The organism is Methylosinus sp. LW4 (genome assembly GCF_000379125.1).
Taxonomy (GTDB): Bacteria; Pseudomonadota; Alphaproteobacteria; order Rhizobiales; family Beijerinckiaceae; genus Methylosinus.
The window spans coordinates 3,044,259-3,060,385 of record NZ_KB900626.1 but is presented as its reverse complement, the minus strand read 5'-3'; the positions used below and the strand labels follow the sequence as shown (position 1 = coordinate 3,060,385).

General features: G+C 66.5%; 15 protein-coding genes. 5 read left to right on the top strand and 10 right to left on the bottom strand.

Translation table 11 applies throughout. The annotated features are described in order from the left end of the window. Nucleotides 1-2: 2 nt before the first annotated feature. Nucleotides 3-1,076, bottom strand: a complete 1,074-nt coding sequence (gene dinB / locus METLW4_RS0115260; RefSeq protein ID WP_043332843.1) for a DNA polymerase IV — start codon at nucleotides 1,074-1,076, stop codon at nucleotides 3-5. A gap of 380 nt (nucleotides 1,077-1,456) precedes the next feature. Here dinB and METLW4_RS0115255 point away from each other — a divergent pair, with 380 nt between their 5' ends. Together METLW4_RS0115255 and METLW4_RS0115250 are read left to right on the top strand one after the other, a co-directional pair. Continuing rightward, nucleotides 1,457-2,218 carry an ATP-binding cassette domain-containing protein gene (locus METLW4_RS0115255; protein ID WP_018267095.1) on the top strand — a complete coding sequence of 254 codons (762 nt, stop codon included), beginning with the start codon at nucleotides 1,457-1,459 and terminating at the stop codon, nucleotides 2,216-2,218. Continuing rightward, nucleotides 2,215-3,708, top strand: coding sequence for a glycine betaine ABC transporter substrate-binding protein (locus METLW4_RS0115250; RefSeq protein ID WP_157235160.1), 1,494 nt, complete (start codon nucleotides 2,215-2,217; stop codon nucleotides 3,706-3,708). The genes METLW4_RS0115255 and METLW4_RS0115250 overlap by 4 nt, the downstream gene beginning before the upstream one ends. A gap of 24 nt (nucleotides 3,709-3,732) precedes the next feature. Here the strand turns inward: METLW4_RS0115250 and era are convergent, their stop codons facing one another. From era to rpoZ, 7 genes are all read right to left on the bottom strand, one after another. After that, entirely contained in the window at nucleotides 3,733-4,632 is a 900-nt protein-coding gene (gene era / locus METLW4_RS0115245; RefSeq protein ID WP_018267093.1) for a GTPase Era, read from the bottom strand. 195 nt (nucleotides 4,633-4,827) lie between these two features. Next, complete coding sequence (rnc, locus tag METLW4_RS0115240) at nucleotides 4,828-5,529, bottom strand: ribonuclease III (protein ID WP_018267092.1); 702 nt, start codon at nucleotides 5,527-5,529, stop codon at nucleotides 4,828-4,830. A 26-nt stretch (nucleotides 5,530-5,555) separates the two neighbouring features. Continuing rightward, complete coding sequence (lepB, locus tag METLW4_RS0115235) at nucleotides 5,556-6,347, bottom strand: signal peptidase I (protein ID WP_026191535.1); 792 nt, start codon at nucleotides 6,345-6,347, stop codon at nucleotides 5,556-5,558. Nucleotides 6,348-6,475: 128 nt separating this feature from the next. Continuing rightward, nucleotides 6,476-6,871: a holo-ACP synthase gene (gene acpS, locus METLW4_RS0115230; protein ID WP_018267090.1), complete on the bottom strand. Its 396-nt coding sequence runs from the start codon at nucleotides 6,869-6,871 to the stop codon at nucleotides 6,476-6,478. Next, a complete protein-coding gene (locus METLW4_RS0115225) occupies nucleotides 6,868-7,620 on the bottom strand; it encodes a pyridoxine 5'-phosphate synthase (RefSeq protein WP_018267089.1) in 753 nt (250 codons plus the stop codon). The genes acpS and METLW4_RS0115225 overlap by 4 nt, the downstream gene beginning before the upstream one ends. Before the next feature lie 28 nt (nucleotides 7,621-7,648). Next, the gene (locus tag METLW4_RS0115220; RefSeq protein ID WP_018267088.1) at nucleotides 7,649-9,859 is read right to left on the bottom strand and encodes a RelA/SpoT family protein; all 2,211 of its coding nucleotides are present in this window, start codon (nucleotides 9,857-9,859) and stop codon (nucleotides 7,649-7,651) included. A 197-nt stretch (nucleotides 9,860-10,056) separates the two neighbouring features. Then, a complete protein-coding gene (rpoZ, locus tag METLW4_RS0115215) occupies nucleotides 10,057-10,440 on the bottom strand; it encodes a DNA-directed RNA polymerase subunit omega (protein WP_018267087.1) in 384 nt (127 codons plus the stop codon). 395 nt (nucleotides 10,441-10,835) lie between these two features. Here rpoZ and METLW4_RS0115210 point away from each other — a divergent pair, with 395 nt between their 5' ends. Together METLW4_RS0115210 and METLW4_RS25005 are read left to right on the top strand one after the other, a co-directional pair. Continuing rightward, on the top strand, nucleotides 10,836-11,450 hold the full coding sequence (locus METLW4_RS0115210; RefSeq protein ID WP_018267086.1) for a LabA-like NYN domain-containing protein: 615 nt from the start codon (nucleotides 10,836-10,838) through the stop codon (nucleotides 11,448-11,450). A gap of 67 nt (nucleotides 11,451-11,517) precedes the next feature. Beyond that, nucleotides 11,518-12,120, top strand: a complete 603-nt coding sequence (locus tag METLW4_RS25005; RefSeq protein WP_018267085.1) for a uracil-DNA glycosylase — start codon at nucleotides 11,518-11,520, stop codon at nucleotides 12,118-12,120. Nucleotides 12,121-12,135: 15 nt separating this feature from the next. Here the strand turns inward: METLW4_RS25005 and smpB are convergent, their stop codons facing one another. Continuing rightward, entirely contained in the window at nucleotides 12,136-12,612 is a 477-nt protein-coding gene (gene smpB / locus METLW4_RS0115200) for an SsrA-binding protein SmpB (protein ID WP_018267084.1), read from the bottom strand. Between the two features lie 25 nt (nucleotides 12,613-12,637). Further along, complete coding sequence (gene dapA / locus METLW4_RS0115195; RefSeq protein ID WP_018267083.1) at nucleotides 12,638-13,531, bottom strand: 4-hydroxy-tetrahydrodipicolinate synthase; 894 nt, start codon at nucleotides 13,529-13,531, stop codon at nucleotides 12,638-12,640. A gap of 312 nt (nucleotides 13,532-13,843) precedes the next feature. Here dapA and METLW4_RS0115190 point away from each other — a divergent pair, with 312 nt between their 5' ends. After that, nucleotides 13,844-16,093 carry a lytic transglycosylase domain-containing protein gene (locus METLW4_RS0115190; RefSeq protein WP_018267082.1) on the top strand — a complete coding sequence of 750 codons (2,250 nt, stop codon included), beginning with the start codon at nucleotides 13,844-13,846 and terminating at the stop codon, nucleotides 16,091-16,093. Nucleotides 16,094-16,127 lie beyond the last annotated feature (34 nt).

The window sequence follows — 16,127 nt, the reverse complement described above, 5'->3', positions numbered from 1 at the left end:
TCTCAGACGGCGAGGCTCATCTGCGGATCCTCGCTTCCGCCCGCGGGCGCGAGCGAGGAGAGCGTGACGCCGAGCAGGCGCACGCCTTTCTCTGACGGAAACAGCGGGCGTAGCAGCGCCAGCGCGCAGGCCTCCAGCGCGGCGCGCGAGGCGATCGGCGCGGCGCCGGTGCTGCGCCGCGTGATCTGCTGAAAATCCGCATATTTGACTTTCAGCGTCACCGTGCGCCCCTCGATGCGCGCGCCTTCGCAATGGGCGGCGACGCGCGCGACGATGGGCGCGAGAGCGGCGATCGCCTCCTCGAGCGCGAAGAGATCATGCGCGAAGGTCACTTCCGCGCCGATCGATTTGCGAATGCGGTCCGGCCGCACCGGACGCTCGTCGACGCCTCGCGCGATGCCATAAAAATAGCTTCCCGATTTGCCGAAATGCCGCTGCAGAAAGGGCAGCGGCTTGCTGCGCAGATCGAGCCCCGTCTCTATGCCGAGCGCATTCATCTTCTTCGCCGTCGCCGGCCCCACTCCGTGAAACTTGCCGATCGGCAGCGCGGCGACGAATTCCGCGCCTCTGTCCGGCGTGATGACGAAGAGGCCATCCGGCTTGTTCTGATCGGAGGCGAGCTTGGCCAGAAATTTATTGTAGGAGACGCCCGCCGAGGCGGTCAGCCGCGTCTCCTTGCGAATGCGCGCTCTTATCTCCTCGGCGATATGGGTGGCGGAGGCGATCTTCTTGCGATTTTCGGTGACATCGAGATAGGCCTCGTCGAGCGAGAGCGGCTCGACCAGCGGCGTGTAATCGAGGAAGATCGCGCGAATGCGCCGCGACACATCGCGATAGACGTCGAAACGCGGCGGAACGAAGAGAAGATCGGGACATCGCCTGAGCGCGGTGACGGAGGGCATGGCCGAGCGCACGCCGAAAGCGCGCGCCTCATAGCTCGCCGCCGCCACGACTCCGCGCTCGCGCGGCGATCCGACGGCGACGGGACGTCCGCGCAATCGCGGATCGTCGCGTTGCTCGACCGACGCATAGAAAGCGTCCATGTCGATATGGATGATCTTGCGTTGCGACGCCATCGGGTGAGGAAACGCCGAGCGGCGACGCCGCGGAAGCGCGAAGCTCTCACGTCGCTCCGCCGGATTCAAGCCGAGGCCGTGCGTGGCGCAGAGCAATCGGGGGAATGCCGAAAGGGACGCGCTCACCCTCCCCTTCAGGGGGAGGGTCGGCCGGCGATAGCCGGACGGGGTGGGGTTCAACTGCAAAGACTCGGGGCGTCACCCCCTCCCGAGCGCATTCGCGCTCGACCTCCCCCCTCGAGGGGGAGGTGGACGCGCCTTGTCAAATCACCACTTCTCGTTCGCCCCCGCATCTTCGCCGCTCCTCGTCGCGGCCGACCCCTTGGAACCACGCCCGCGCGCGCCATTTGAGCGACGTCACCCGACGCCGCGGCGCAGTCATGATCCGACTGGAGCATGTCCGTAAATGTTTCGGCGGCGCGCGCGTCGTCGACGACGTCACGCTGACGATAGAGCCCGCGCGCACGACGGCGCTGATCGGCCCCTCCGGCTCCGGCAAATCCACGCTTCTCTCGATGGTCGTCGGGCTCGTGACGCCGGACCACGGCGAGATAGAGGTGGCGCGCCATCTGCTGACGCCGCGCTCGGCGGAGAAGCTCCGGCGCGTCATGGGCTATGTGATTCAAGAGGGCGGCCTCTTCCCGCATCTCACCGCGCGCGGCAACATAGAGCTGATGGCGCGCGAGATGGGCTGGCTGGCGGAGCGCCGCGCGGCGCGGCTCGAGGAGCTGCTGCAGCTCACGCGCTTTCCGGCCGAGGCGCTGGAGCGCTTTCCGGCCGAGCTTTCCGGCGGCCAGCGGCAGCGCGTGGCGCTGATGCGCGCGCTGATGCTCGATCCCGAAATCTTGCTGATGGACGAGCCTCTGGGCGCGCTCGACCCGCTGATCCGCGCCGATCTGCAGGACGATCTCGCCGCCATATTCGCGCGGCTGCGCAAGACCGTCGTCATCGTCACGCATGATCTCGCCGAGGCCGGATTCTTCGCCGAGAGAATCGTGCTGATGAATCACGGCCGCATCGTCCAGCAAGGACGTTTCGTCGATTTCGTCGAGCGGCCGGCGGAGGAGTTCGTCACGCGCTTCGTGCGCGCCAGCGCGCGGCGGATTTCCGATCTGCCGCTTCCGCCGGAGCGCGCGCGATGAGGCGCGCTCTCGCAATGCTGCTCGCGCTCCTTCTGCTCGGCGCCTGCGCGCGCGAGGGAGACGCCGTGCGCATCGGCTCCAAGAGCTTCACCGAATCCGTCATTCTCTCGGACATTGTCGCCGATCTCGCCGCCGCTTCGGGCGCGCGCGTCATTCGCCGTCCGGCGCTCGGCGGCACGCGCCTCGTCTGGAACGCGCTGCTCTCCGGCGAGATCGACGCCTATCCCGAATATACGGGCACGCTGCGGCAGGAGATTCTGGCCGAGCTGCGGCTCGCCAATGATCGCCAGCTCGCCGACGCCCTCGGCGAGCTGGGGCTGCGCATGAGCCTGCCGCTCGGCTTCGGCAATGGCTATGCGCTCGGCATGCGGCGCGACAGAGCGGAGGCGCTGGGCGTGCGGAACATTTCTGATCTCGCGCAGCATGCGTCGCTCGTCTTCGGCTTGAGCGAGGAATTGCTCGCGCGCGCCGATGGCTGGCCGGCGCTGCGCGCGGCCTATGGATTCACGACGGAGGATGTGCGCGGGCTCGATCACGACATCGCCTATAAGGGCCTCATCGAGGGCGCGATCGACGTCGTCGATCTCTACGCCACCGATCCGCAACTCGCCGACCGGCGCATTCTCGCGCTCATCGACGACCGCAAGCTGTTTGCCGAGAATCGCGCCGTCCTGCTCTATCGCGCCGATCTCGAGCGGCGCGCGCCACAGGCGGTCATGTCTATGCTGCGGCTCGAGGGCCGCATAGACGCGCCGGCGATGATCGCGATGAATGTCGCGGTGCGGGCGGGCCTTCGCACAGAGCGCGAGGCGGCGGCGAATTTCGTCGCCGCGCAATTCGGCGTCGAGGCGCCCGCGCCTTCGCAGAGCCTCGCCGAGCGGCTGTGGCGACGCACGCGCGAGCATCTCTTTCTCGTCGGCGTCTCGCTCGCGGCGGCGATCCTCGTCGCTCTGCCGCTCGGCGTCGCGGCGGCGAAGCGTCCGCGTCTCGGCCATGCGATCCTCGGCCTCGTCAGCGTGCTGCAGACGATTCCCTCGCTCGCTCTGCTGGTCTTCATGATTCCGCTGCTCGGCATAGGCGCGTCGCCGGCCATCGCCGCGCTGTTCCTCTACAGCCTTTTGCCGATCGTGCGGAATGTCGTGACCGGCCTTGCGACCATTCCGCGCGCGATCGAAAATTCGGCCATCGCCATCGGCCTCACGCCCTGGCGGCGACTGCTTCTCGTCGAATTGCCGATGGCGTCGCCGGCGATGCTGGCGGGGCTGAAGACGGCGGCGGTCATCAATGTCGGCACGGCGACGCTCGGCGCGCTGATCGGCGCCGGCGGCTATGGCCAGCCGATCTTCACCGGCGTGCGGCTGGATAATTTCGCGCTGATCCTCGAAGGCGCGATTCCGGCCGCGCTGATGGCGCTCGCCGTGCAAGGGCTGTTCGATCTCGCGGAGTCGCGGATCGTGCCGCGAGGCTTGCTGCTGAAGGCGAGCGGATGATCTCGTCGCGCAATGTCGGCCGCGTCACTCCTTCGGGAAATCCAGCCGCATCTCGCGATAGCGCTCGGGATCGTCGGCCCAATTCTCGCGCACCTTGACGAACAGAAAGAGATGCACCTTCTGCTCGGAGGCTTCCGCGATCTCGCGGCGCGCGGCCTGGCCGATCGCCTTTATGGTGCGGCCGCCTTCGCCGATGACGATCTTCTTCTGTCCGTCGCGGGTGACATAGATCGTCTGCTCTATGCGCGCCGAGCCGTCCTTCTGATTTTGCCAGGAATCGGTCTCGACCGTCGATTGATAGGGCAATTCGTCGTGCAGGCGCTCGAAGATCTTCTCGCGCGTGATCTCGGCGGCGAGCAGCCGCAGCGGCGCGTCGGAGAGCTGGTCTTCGGGATAGAGCCAGGGCGAGGGCTTCATCAGCGCGGCGAGCTTGGCCTTGAGATCGGCGACGCCGTCGCCGTTGAGCGCCGAGATCATATAGGTCTCGATGAAATTCGCCTTTTGCGTGAGCGCGGCGGTGAGCGCCAGCAGCGAATCGCGCGGCACGAGATCGATCTTGTTGAGCGCGAGAATCTTGGGCGCGCCGAGCGCGGCGAGCTTGGCGACGATCTCCTCCACCTCCGCGACGAGGCCGCGGCGCGCGTCGACTAGCAGCACGATGGCGTCGGCGTCGCCGGCGCCGGAGATGGCGCTCGCCACCATGGCGCGGTCCAGCCGACGCTTGGGCGCGAAAATGCCGGGCGTGTCGACCAGAATGATCTGCGCCTCGCCCTCCAGCGCTATGCCGCGCACGAGGGCGCGCGTCGTCTGCGCCTTGCGCGAGACGATGGAGACTTTCGCGCCGACGAGCTGATTGAGCAGCGTCGATTTGCCGGCGTTGGGCGCGCCGACCAAGGCGACGAAGCCACAGCTTGTTTCGGTCACGAGAATGCGCCTTTCGATGTCATCGGATTTTCGGAATATCTCCCTCTCCCCGCGTGCGGGGAGAGGGTCGGGGTGAGGGGCTCGGGGCGCGAGCCACGAAACGGAAAACGCCCCGAGCCCCTCATCCTCACCTTCTCCCCGTGAACGGGGAGAAGGAAAGCGGCGAATATCGCGCGAGCCGGCGCTGCATGTTGCTCACGCGTCCTCCCTCTCTATCCCCTCGCGGTCGAGAAAGGCTTGCGCGGCGGATTGCTCGGCGGCGCGCTTGGAGGCGCCGGCGCCGCGTGCGGCCTCGAAACCTTCCACCTCCACCGCCACCTCGAAGAAGGGCGCGTGGTCCGGCCCGCTGCGCGCGGCGAGGCGGTAGCGCGGCGTGGCGAGGCGGCGGGCCTGCGCCCATTCCTGCAGCGCGGTCTTGGCGTCGCGCAAGCGGCGTCCCGGCGCGCGCATGCGCTCGGCGAAGGCGGCGCGCACCACGGCCTCGGCCGCCTGCGGGCCGCCGTCGAGATAGACCGCGCCGATGATCGCCTCGCACATATCGCCCAATATGGCGCGCTTTTTCCGTCCGCCCGTCTGCGCCTCGCCGTCGCCGAGCCGCATGAAGGGGCCGACGCCCCAGCGCTCGGAGACCTCGGCGCAGGATTCCTTGCGGACGAGATCGGCGAGCCGCCGCGACAATTCGCCCTCGCTCTCCTGCGGGAAGTTCTCATAGAGCATATGGGCGACGACGACGCCGAGCACGCGGTCGCCGAGAAACTCCAGCCGCTCATAGGACTCCGGCCGCGCCGCCGAGGCGCTGACATGGGTCAGCGCATGCTCCAGCAAGCCGCGATTGGCGAAGCCGTGACCGACGCTCGCCTCGAGCGTGGCGAGGTCCTCCCGACCGAGAGCTCCCATTTCCGTCTGCTTTGCGTCGAGCCGCGTCAATGCGCCGGCTTGAACAGCCGATCCCATCTGACCGTCCAGGGCCAGCGCCAGAAGGCCAGAGCATATTCGTCCTTCTGCACCGAGAAGAAGATGATTTCGGCGCGGCCCACGAGATTTTCGAAGGGCACATAGCCGACGCCGCCTTCTTCCGGCGCGAAGCGCGAATCGGTGGAATTGTCGCGATTGTCGCCCATCATGAAATAATTGTTCGGCGGCACCACGAAGAGCTCTGTGTTGTCCTTATAGCCGTGGTCGCCCTCGATCTCGATGATCGTATGGGCGACGCCGCCGGGCAGCGTCTCGGTGTAGGTCGGCACCTCGACCTCGCGGCCGTCGCGGCCCTCGTGCTTTTCCTTGGGCTTGGGCTCGCGCGGCACGATCTCGCCATTGATGTAGAGGCGGCCCTCGATCATCTGAATGCGGTCGCCCGGCAGGCCGATCACGCGCTTGATGTAATCGGTCTCATTGTCGCGCGGCAGCTTGAACACCACCACATCGCCGCGCTTGGGCTGCGAGCCGAGCACGCGGCCGGAGAAGAGATCGAGCCGCCAGTCGAGATAAGGCACGGAGGGCAGCGAGTAGTTCGAATAGCCATAGGCGTATTTCGAGACGAAGACATAATCGCCGATCAGCAGCGTCGGGATCATCGAGCCCGAGGGAATGTTGAAGGGCTGAAACAGCAGCGTGCGAATGACGAGCGCGATGACCAGCGCCTGGACGATCACCTTGATCGTCTCGAGCAAACCACCTTCGTCGCGCCGTTCGGCGACCGAGACGTTCCTGCTCAAACCACGTCACTCCCTTTTGGCCGAAGCCGCTCTTGGTCGCCCGTTTCGATGCGCGAGCGAGCCTGAAGGCTCGCGGTCCATGGGCTCTCGGACCGCGAGCCTTCAGGCTCGCTCGCCTCGCTCGTCTATCACGTCAGCGCCTCTATGAGAACCTGGGCCTGCGCGAGCGGATATTCGTCGGTCAATGTGAGGTGAATGACGATCCGCGCGCCCTGCGGCGCGATCTCGGCCAGACGCTCGGCGGCGCCGCCGGTCAGCTCGACCGTCGGCTTGCCGGAGGGCAGATTGACCACCCCCATGGTTTTCCAGGTAATTCCGTCGCTTATGCCGGTGCCGAGCGCCTTGGCGCAGGCCTCCTTGGCGGCGAAGCGCTTGGCGTAGGAGGCCGCGCGGGCGGCGCGTCCTTCCGATTTCTCGCGTTCGATATCGGTGAAGCAGCGGCGGATGAAACGCTCGCCATAGCGCTCGAGCGCCTGCTCTATGCGGCGAATGTCGCAGAGATCGCTGCCGAAGCCGATGATCATGCGGCGCCCGCGCCTTCGTCGATCGCCCGGCGCATGGCGCGGATCGATTCGGCGAGGCCGACGAAGACCGCTTCGCCGATGAGGAAATGGCCGATGTTCAGCTCGACGATCTGCGGCAGCGCCGCAATGCGCCGCGCCGTCGCATAGTCCAGCCCATGGCCGGCGTGGCATTCGAGCCCGCGCTCCGCCGTATGGGCCGCGGCCGCCACGATGCGGGCGAACTCGCGCTCGGCGGCCTCGGAATCGCCCACCTCGACGGCGTGGCACCAGGCGCCGGTGTGCAGCTCGACGACCGGCGCCTTGATCGAAGTCGCAGCGTCGATCGCCTCCGCGCTCGGCTCGATGAATAGGGAGACGCGAATGCCAGCGCGGCTTAGCTCGTCGACGAAGGGGACGAGGTGATCATGCCCGCCGATGACGTCCAGCCCGCCCTCTGTGGTGCGTTCGGTGCGGCGTTCCGGCACCAGGCAGACGGCGTGAGGCTTGGTCGTGAGCGCAATGTCGAGCATCTGCTCGGTCGCGGCCATTTCGAAATTGAGCGGCTTGGATATTTCCGCCTTCAACCGCGCCATGTCGGCGTCGCGAATATGGCGACGATCCTCGCGCAAATGCGCGGTGATGCCGTCCGCGCCGGCCTCGATGGCGAGCAAAGCGGCGCGCACCGGGTCCGGCGAGAGGCCGCCGCGGGCGTTGCGAATAGTGGCGACGTGATCGACATTCACGCCGAGGCGTATGCGGCGAGCAGCCATGTTTCCTCACCCCGAGCTTTTATCTCGCTCACCCGATGACGCGCTCGACCTTGCTGACCAGAGCGCTCGCCCGCAGCCGGGCGATGATGTCGTTCAAATGCTTCAGATCGGCGACCTCAAGATCGAATCGCATCTCACGAAAGTCGGGAGAATGGATGGCGAAGGCGACATTGTCGATATTGGCCCCCGTCTCGCCGATCAGCGTCGCCAGCCCGCCCAGCGTTCCCGGCTCGTTGATGGCCGTCACCACGAGGCGGGCCGGGAAGAGCTCGCGGCTCTCCGGGTCTATGTCCCAGCGCACGTCCAGCCAGCGGTCGGGCTGATCGTCGAAGGCGGTGAGCGCCGGCGATTGGATCGGATATATGGTGATGCCTTCGCCCGGCGTCAGTATGCCGACGATGCGGTCGCCCGGCACGGCGCCGCCCTCCGGCGCGAAGCGCACCGGCACATCGCCGCGCAGGCCGCGGATCGGAATGGCGCTGGCCTGATCGGAGGCGCCCGGCGCCTTGAACACCACATTGACGTTGGACTTCATGCCGAACCAGCCGGGCTCGCCCGGCTCGAGCCGCATCTGCGGGGCGGGCTTACGCTCCTCGCTGAAATCGGGATAGACCGCCTTCACCACATCGCCCGAATAGATCTCGCCGCGGCCGACCGCGGCGAATGCGTCCTCGAGCGAGGCGCGGGCGAGGCGCGGCAGCGCGGCCTTCAGCTTCTCGTCCGAGACCGGACGTCCCGCCCGCTCGAAAGCGCGGGTGACGATCTGCCGGCCGAGCCCGGCATATTGCATCCGCACCGCCTCGCGCGTCGCGCGGCGAATGGCGGAGCGCGCCTTGCCGGTGACGACGAGCGACTCCCACGCCGCCGGCGGCACATGACTTTCCGCGCGGACGATCTCCACCTCGTCGCCATTCTGCAATTGCGACAGAACCGGCGCGATGCGTCCGTTGATCTTGGCGCCGACCGCCGAATCGCCGACGCGCGTATGCACCGCATAGGCGAAGTCGATCGGCGTCGCGCCGCGCGGCAGCGCGATCAGCCCGCCCTTGGGCGTGAAGCAGAACACCTGGTCCTGGAACAATTCGAGCCGCGTATGCTCGAGGAATTCTTCCGGGCTGTCGCCATGGGCGAGTAGCTCCAGCGTGTCCTGCAGCCATTTGAAGGCGCGGCTCTCCTTGGCCAGCTCCTCCTTGCCCTCGTCGCTGGAGGAATCCTTGTAGAGCGCATGAGCGGCGATGCCGAAACGCGCGATCTCATGCATGGCCGCAGTGCGGATCTGCAGCTCGACGCGCTGATGGCCGGGGCCGATCACAGTGGTGTGAATGGAGCGATAATCGTTCTGCTTGGGCGTCGAGATATAATCCTTGAACCGTCCCGGCACGCTCGGCCATTTGGTGTGCACGATGCCGAGCGCGCGATAGCAATCCTCCACATCGTCGACGATGATGCGAAAGCCGAAAATATCGGAGAGCTGCTCGAAGGCGATCGACTTGCGCTCCATCTTGCGCCAGACGGAATAGGGCGTCTTCTGCCGCCCGGTGACGGCGGCGTGAATGCCGCGCGTGGCGAACTCCTGCGTCAGCTCTTTCTCGATCTTCTTGATGATGCGGCCATTTTTCGCGCGCAGATCGTGCAGGCGGGATTCGATCGCCTGATAGGCCTCCGGCGTCAGATGTCGGAAGGCGAGCCCTTCCAGCTCCTCGCGCAGGCGCTGCATGCCCATGCGGCCGGCGAGCGGGGCGTAAATGTCCAGCGTCTCCTGCGCGATGCGGGCGCGCTTTTCCGGCGGCACGAAATGCAGCGTGCGCATATTGTGCAGCCGGTCCGCGAGCTTCACCAGCAGCACGCGCACATCCTCGGCGACCGCGAGCAGGAGCTTGCGGAAATTCTCGCCTTGCGCGGCTTTTTTGGAGACGAGGTCGAGCTTCTCGATCTTGGTCAGCCCATCGACCAGCTTGCCGATCTGCGGGCCGAACAGGCGGTTGATCTCGTCGAGCGTCGAGCTCGTGTCCTCGACCGTATCGTGCAGCACGGCGGCGACGATGGTGGCGTCGTCGAGCTTGAGGTCGGTGAGGATCGCCGCCACTTCGAGCGGATGCGAGAAATAAGGATCGCCGGAGGCGCGCGTCTGCTGGCCATGCGCCTTCATGGCGTAGACATAGGCGCGATTGAGCAGGTCCTCGTCGACCTGCGGATTATATTTTCGAACTCGCTCGACGAGCTCGTATTGGCGCATCATAGGCGTCGACCGGCGATCTGGTTGGGCGGACCGTCGGGGGCGTCGCGGAGCTCACGGGGAAGATCGGACGGAAGGCGGCGCGAGCGCCCGAAGCCGGCCGACGGCCGCATTCGGGCGTGATTGTAGAACAGCTCGCCGCCAGCCCCTAGCGTTTTCAGCGCGTGAGGGGGCGGCCTCTTCCCTTTGGAGACGCGCGATTACTCGCCTTCGTCCTCGACCTCGGCCGGAGGCACCAGACCCTCGAGGCCGCGGAGAAGATCCTCCTCCGTCATGCGGTCGAATTGCGCGTCGCCGCCGTCGGAATCGGGCGAGGCGGCCAGCGACGGCACAGTCTCGGTCTCCGGCTCGTCGACCTCGACATGGCGCTGCAGCGAATGGATGAAGTCTTCCTTCAGATCGTCCGGCGAAAGCGCGGTCTCGGCGATCTCGCGAAGGGCGACGACGGGATTCTTGTCCTTGTCGCGCTCGACCAGAATGGACTGGCCGGAGGAGATCAGCCGCGCGCGATGGGCCGCGAGCAGGACCAGATCGAAGCGGTTCTCGATTTTGTCGATGCAGTCTTCGACGGTGACGCGCGCCATGACTTCTCGGACTCCTCTAGCGTTCGATCGGTCGGGCTGCTACACTAATTTTTCGCCGCTGGCAATGCGCGGCTGCGCCGGGCTATGGGCGCCGAAAGCGTCGGCGCCGCTTGTCGAGCCATCTATTGCTGTAGTATTTCTGGGCAGAATTTTCGCCTACCCCCTTGACGACCGCCGATACATGGTCGATTTACGGATTTAAGAAGGGCGTGACTTTAATGTGACGTAGAGCTGTTCGGAGACGGCTCGCCTGTCAGCGACGACAGAGTCGAGATTATCGTCACTGTCGATTCGCGTCACGGTAGAAGATGCGTGCTGCCAGTAGGGTCGACAGCGCGTGCGGCAAGCGAGCGGCGGCCCCTCCATACTGGACCCGACAAGCGAGACCAACAAAGATGGCAGACCCGGAACGAATTGCCTTATTCATTGACGGCGCCAACCTCTACGCGACGGCCAAATCGCTCGGATTCGATATCGATTACAAGCGGCTGCTGCGTGAGTTCCAGGGCAAGGGCCGCCTCATCCGCGCTTTCTATTACACAGCGCTGATCGAGGATCAGGAATATTCGTCCATTCGTCCGCTGATCGACTGGCTCGACTATAACGGCTACGCCGTCGTCACCAAGCCGACCAAGGAGTTCGTCGACTCCCTCGGCCGCCGCAAGGTCAAGGGCAATATGGACATAGAGCTCGCCGTCGACGCCATGGAGATGGCCGAGCACATCGACCATATGGTTCTGTTCTCGGGCGACGGCGACTTCCGCTCGCTGGTCGAGGCCGTGCAGCGCAAGGGCGTTCGCGTCTCGGTGATCTCGACGATCACCACCCAGCCGCCGATGATCGCCGACGAGCTTCGCCGTCAGGCCGACGAATTCGTGGATCTCATCCATCTCGTCGGCAAGATCGGCCGCGATCCGGGCGAGCGCGCCGAGCGCATGCAGCGCTTCCAAGAGCGCCGGCCGCAGCCGGTGACGCCGGGCGGCGCCGCCGACGACGATCACGAGGCCTGATCCTTCGAAATCAGCTTCCTGCGCGGACGAGCCGGGCCATGATTGCCCGCTCTGTCCGCGCTTGGTCATGTACCGGCACGAGCTTCGGGAGCGCCATCCCGACTGGCATAATGCGCCCGTCGCCGATTTCGGCCCCCGTAACGCGCGCCTGCTGATCGTCGGCCTCGCCCCGGGACGCATGGGCGCCAATCGCACCAGTCGCCCCTTCACCGGCGACGACGCCGGACGTCTCCTCTACGCTACTCTCGCGGAAACCGGCTTTTCCCGCGGCGTCTATGACGCCCGCGCCGATGATGGCGTCGCGCTCGTCGATTGCCGAATCACCAATGTGCTGCGCTGCGTTCCTCCCGGCAACAAGCCGCTGCCGGCCGAGCTTTCGGCCTGCCGCCCTTTTCTCGAGGCGGGCTTGCGCCGGCTGAAGCGGGTGAGGCTGATTGTCGCGCTCGGCCGCATCGCCCATGAGGGCGTGCTGCGCGCCTTCTCGCTGAAGCCCAGCGGCTTCCCCTTCGCCCATGGCCGCGAGCATGAGATCGTCGCGAATACTCGCAATAAGCGAATTATTCTTATCGACAGCTATCACTGCTCGCGTCTCAACACGAATACGGGCGCGCTGACGCCGCAGATGTTCAGCGCGATCTTCGCGCGGGCTCGGGAAATTTTGGAAAAATAGCGCTGAATATTTCCCTCAGCCGCGGTCGCGCAGCAGCCGGCTCTTCTCGCGGCCCCAGTCGCGCTTCTTCTCCACCTCGCGCTTGTCGTGCAGCTTCTTGCCGCGCCCCAGCGCGATCTGCAGCTTGGCGCGGCCGCGCTCGTTGAAATAGAGCTTCATCGGCACGATGGTCATGCCCTCGCGCTCGACCCCCTGCGCCAGCTTGGCGATCTCGCGCTGCTTCAGCAGCAGCTTGCGCAGCCTTTTGGGCTCGTGATTGAAGCGATTGCCGGAGAGATATTCGGGAATAGTGGCGTTGACGAGCCAGGCCTCGCCCTTGCGGTCGACATGGGCGTAGCTCTCGGCGATGGTCGCCTTGCCGGTGCGCAGCGACTTCACCTCCGTGCCAGTCAGCGACAGGCCGGCCTCGAAGGTCTCGCCGATCTCATAATCATAGCGCGCGCGCCGATTGTCGGCGACGACCTTGAAATTGGGCTTTTCTTTCTCGGCCACTGGCGCGCGTCCTGCTGCTGTCCGCTCAGGCGTCCAGCACGCCGGCGAGAACCATCGCGTCGCGAATGGCCTTTTTCGTCGGCTCGGCGGAGGCGACCAGCGGCAGCCGGACTTCCTCGCGCACGCGGCCGAGCAGAGAGAGGCCATATTTGGCCCCGGTCACGCCGGCCTCGAGGAAGATCGCCTGCTGCAGGGCGGTCAAGCGGTCCTGAAGCGCCAGCGCCGTCTTGAAATCCCCTGCGAGGGCGGCGTTCTGCAGATCGGCGCAGAGCCGCGGCGCGACATTGGAGACGACCGAGATGACGCCTATGGCGCCGACGGCGACGCTGGCCAGAGCGAGAATGTCGTCGCCGGAGAATTGCACGAAGTCCGGCCCGCAGGCGGCGCGCTGCTGGAGGATGCGGCCGACATTGCCGGTGGCGTCCTTCACGCCGGCGATGGACTCGAGCTGCGCGAGGCGCGCCAGAGTGGCGACGCTCAAATCGACGACCGAGCGCGGCGGGATGTTGTAGACGATGATCGGAATGGAGACCGCCTCCGCCACAGCGGCGAAATGCTGGTAGAGCCCTTCCTGATTCGGCTTGTTGTAATAAGGCGTGACGACGAGAACGCCATCCGCCCCCGCCTGCTGCGCATGAAGGGCGAGCTCCACCGCCTCGCGCGTGTTGTTGGAGCCGGCGCCGGCGATCACCGGAACGCGGCCGGCCGCCTGCTGGATCACGGTCTCGACGACGGCGCGGTGCTCCTCATGGCTCAAGGTCGGGCTCTCGCCTGTCGTGCCCACGGGAACGAGGCCATGCGTCCCGCTGTCGATCTGCCAATCGACGAGCGCGCGCAGAGCGGCGTGATCGACCTCGCCATCGGCGAAAGGCGTGACCAGAGCGGTGTAGGATCCTCGGAACACTGGCTTGTCGTTCATCTGCCGTCGCTTTCGCTGCGCCACGCGGGCGCCGTAATCGCCGCGCTTACTGACTGGGATTGGTACGGAGAATTTTCGGCCCGTCCTCGCGGCGGCCGTTCCGCCCTGGGAAGACGGGACTGTCATAGCCTCTGGGCGTTAGAGTGAAAAGGGTTTGCGGCGTCCCTCCGCGCGGAATCGGCGAACAGCTCGAGCAGCCGGTCGACGCGGAGCGAAAAATTCGAAAATGCCGCTGCTTATCGATTTGGTTGACAGTTCCGCAACGAAATGGCCGCAGGCTGCATTACGTTAAGAGTTCGGAGCGTTGGGCCGATGACGAATCGCCACAGTGGGGCCGCGCGCCTCGTTCTCATCGTCGCCGCCTTGGGCGTGGCGGCGGCCTTCTACCCGGCCACGCAGCGACGCACGCCGGACCGCGACAGCGACGATCCGCCGCCCGCCGGCGCCGCCTCCTCGCCGCAAGCGCCCTGGGCGCCGCGCGATTCGGCGCGCGAGGCGTTGCATGATTTCCTCGGCCCCGCCGCGCCGCCCGATCCGCGCGCCGCCGGCATGCTGCGCCGGCCGCCGGCGGGAGAGGCCGCGTCCAAGCTGCTGTCCTACGCGCCGCCGGACGGCGGGCTCGATCTCGAGGCGCGCGTCCCGCAGCCGCCCGAGGCCGCCGTTCTGCTCGGGCCGGATTACGACGCTTTCGGCCGCGCGCTCGCCGCCTACAAAGCCAATGATTTCGCCGGCGGCGATCAGGCGCTCGCCGGCGTCGAGGCGCCGCTCGCCCGCGCCGCCGCGCAATGGGCCGGCTTGCGGCTGCATCCGCGCGAGGCCGGCTTTGTGCGCCTGTCGAAATTTCTCGCCGAGCATCCCGAATGGCCGGCCTCGGCCTGGCTGCGTCAGCGCGTCGAGGAGGCGCTCTATGGCGACAAGCACCCGGATCGGCTGATTGTCGACTATTTCGCCGAGCGTCCGCCCAAGACGCCGGCGGGACGACTGGCGCTCGCCCGCGTCATGGCCCGCCGCAGCGAGCCGCTGGAGGTCGCGGCGCTCATCAAGCCCATGTGGCGCGAGGATGATTTCAACGAGCAGCTGGAGGCGGCCGCGAAAAAAGAGTTCGGCGATTATCTCGACGTCGCCGACCACAAATATCGCGCCGATCGTCTGCTCTACGCCGAGAAGACCGGCCCCGCCCTGCGCGTCGCGGCCCATGCCGGCAAGGACGCGCTCGATCTCGCCCGCGCCCGCGCGCTGGCGATCAATGAGAGCGCTTCGGAAAAGACTTTCTCCGCTCTGCCGGCCGAGGCGCAGAAGGACCCCGGAATCCTCTTCGCGCGCATTCACATGCTGCGCCATCAAAAGAAGCTCGTCGAGGCGGCGGCGCTGCTGCGCACGGCGCCGCGCGATCCGCGCCTCATCGTCGACGGCGACGCCTGGTGGGTGGAGCGGCGGCTCATCTCCCGCAAGCTGATGGATATCGGGCAATTCGGCGAGGCCTATGAGCTCTGCGCGCAGCATTCGGCGCGCTCGCTCTCCTATCGCGTCGAGGCGGAATTCCATGCGGGCTGGATCGCGCTGCGATTCCTGAACGATCCCGCCAAAGCGCAGCGGCATTTCGAGGAGATCGCCCGCATCGCCGAGACGCCGATTCAAAAATCGCGCGGCGCCTATTGGCTCGCCCGCGCTCGTGAGGCCGCCGGCGCGGCCGAGGCGGCGCGCGCCTCCTATGAGACCGCGGCGCTGCAATCGACCACTTTCTACGGCCAGCTCGCCCGCGCGCGGCTCGGCGCCTTCGATTCGCCTTTGCGTCCGACGCCCGAGCCGGCCCATGGCGACGCCCGCGACGAATCGGTGCGCGCGGTGGAGCTGCTCTTCGCCGCCGGCGAGAAGGAGATGGCCGCGCAGCTCGCCGCCGACGCCGCCAAAACGCTGGTCGGCGAGGCGCAGCTCTCGGCGCTGACCGAGGTGGCCCAGCGTCGGCGCGAGGCCAAAATCTCCCTGACGCTCGGCAAGCTCGCCTCCTATCGTGGCATTGCGATCGACGACGCGGCTTTTCCGTCCTTCGGCATACCCGCTTTCGCGGCGCTGCCAGGCTCGGCATCGCGGGCGATCGTCTACGCCATCGCCCGGCAGGAGAGCGCCTTCGATCCCAAGGCCGTCTCCAGCGCCGGCGCCATGGGGCTGATGCAGATGATCGCCTCCACCGCGCGCCACACCGCGCAGCAGACGGGTGTCGGTTTCGATCTGAAGCGCATGATCGACGAGCCCGCCTTCAACGCGCGGCTCGGCGCGGCGCATCTCGGCATGCTGCTCGACGAGCACAAGGGTTCCTATATCCTCGCCTTCGCCGCCTATAACGCCGGCGGCAAGAGGGTGAAGGAATGGATCGACGCCTATGGCGATCCGCGCAAGAGCGAGGTCGATCCCATCGATTGGGTGGAGCGCATTCCGATCAGCGAGACGCGCAATTACGTTCAGCGCGTGATCGAAAATCTGACCGTCTATCGCGCCCGCTTCGGCGACCGCGAGACGCGCGCGCCACAGGGCGATCTGTGGCGACAGCAGGCGGCGAATTGATCGCCGCGCCTTCGCGATCTACCGCCGCGAAGGC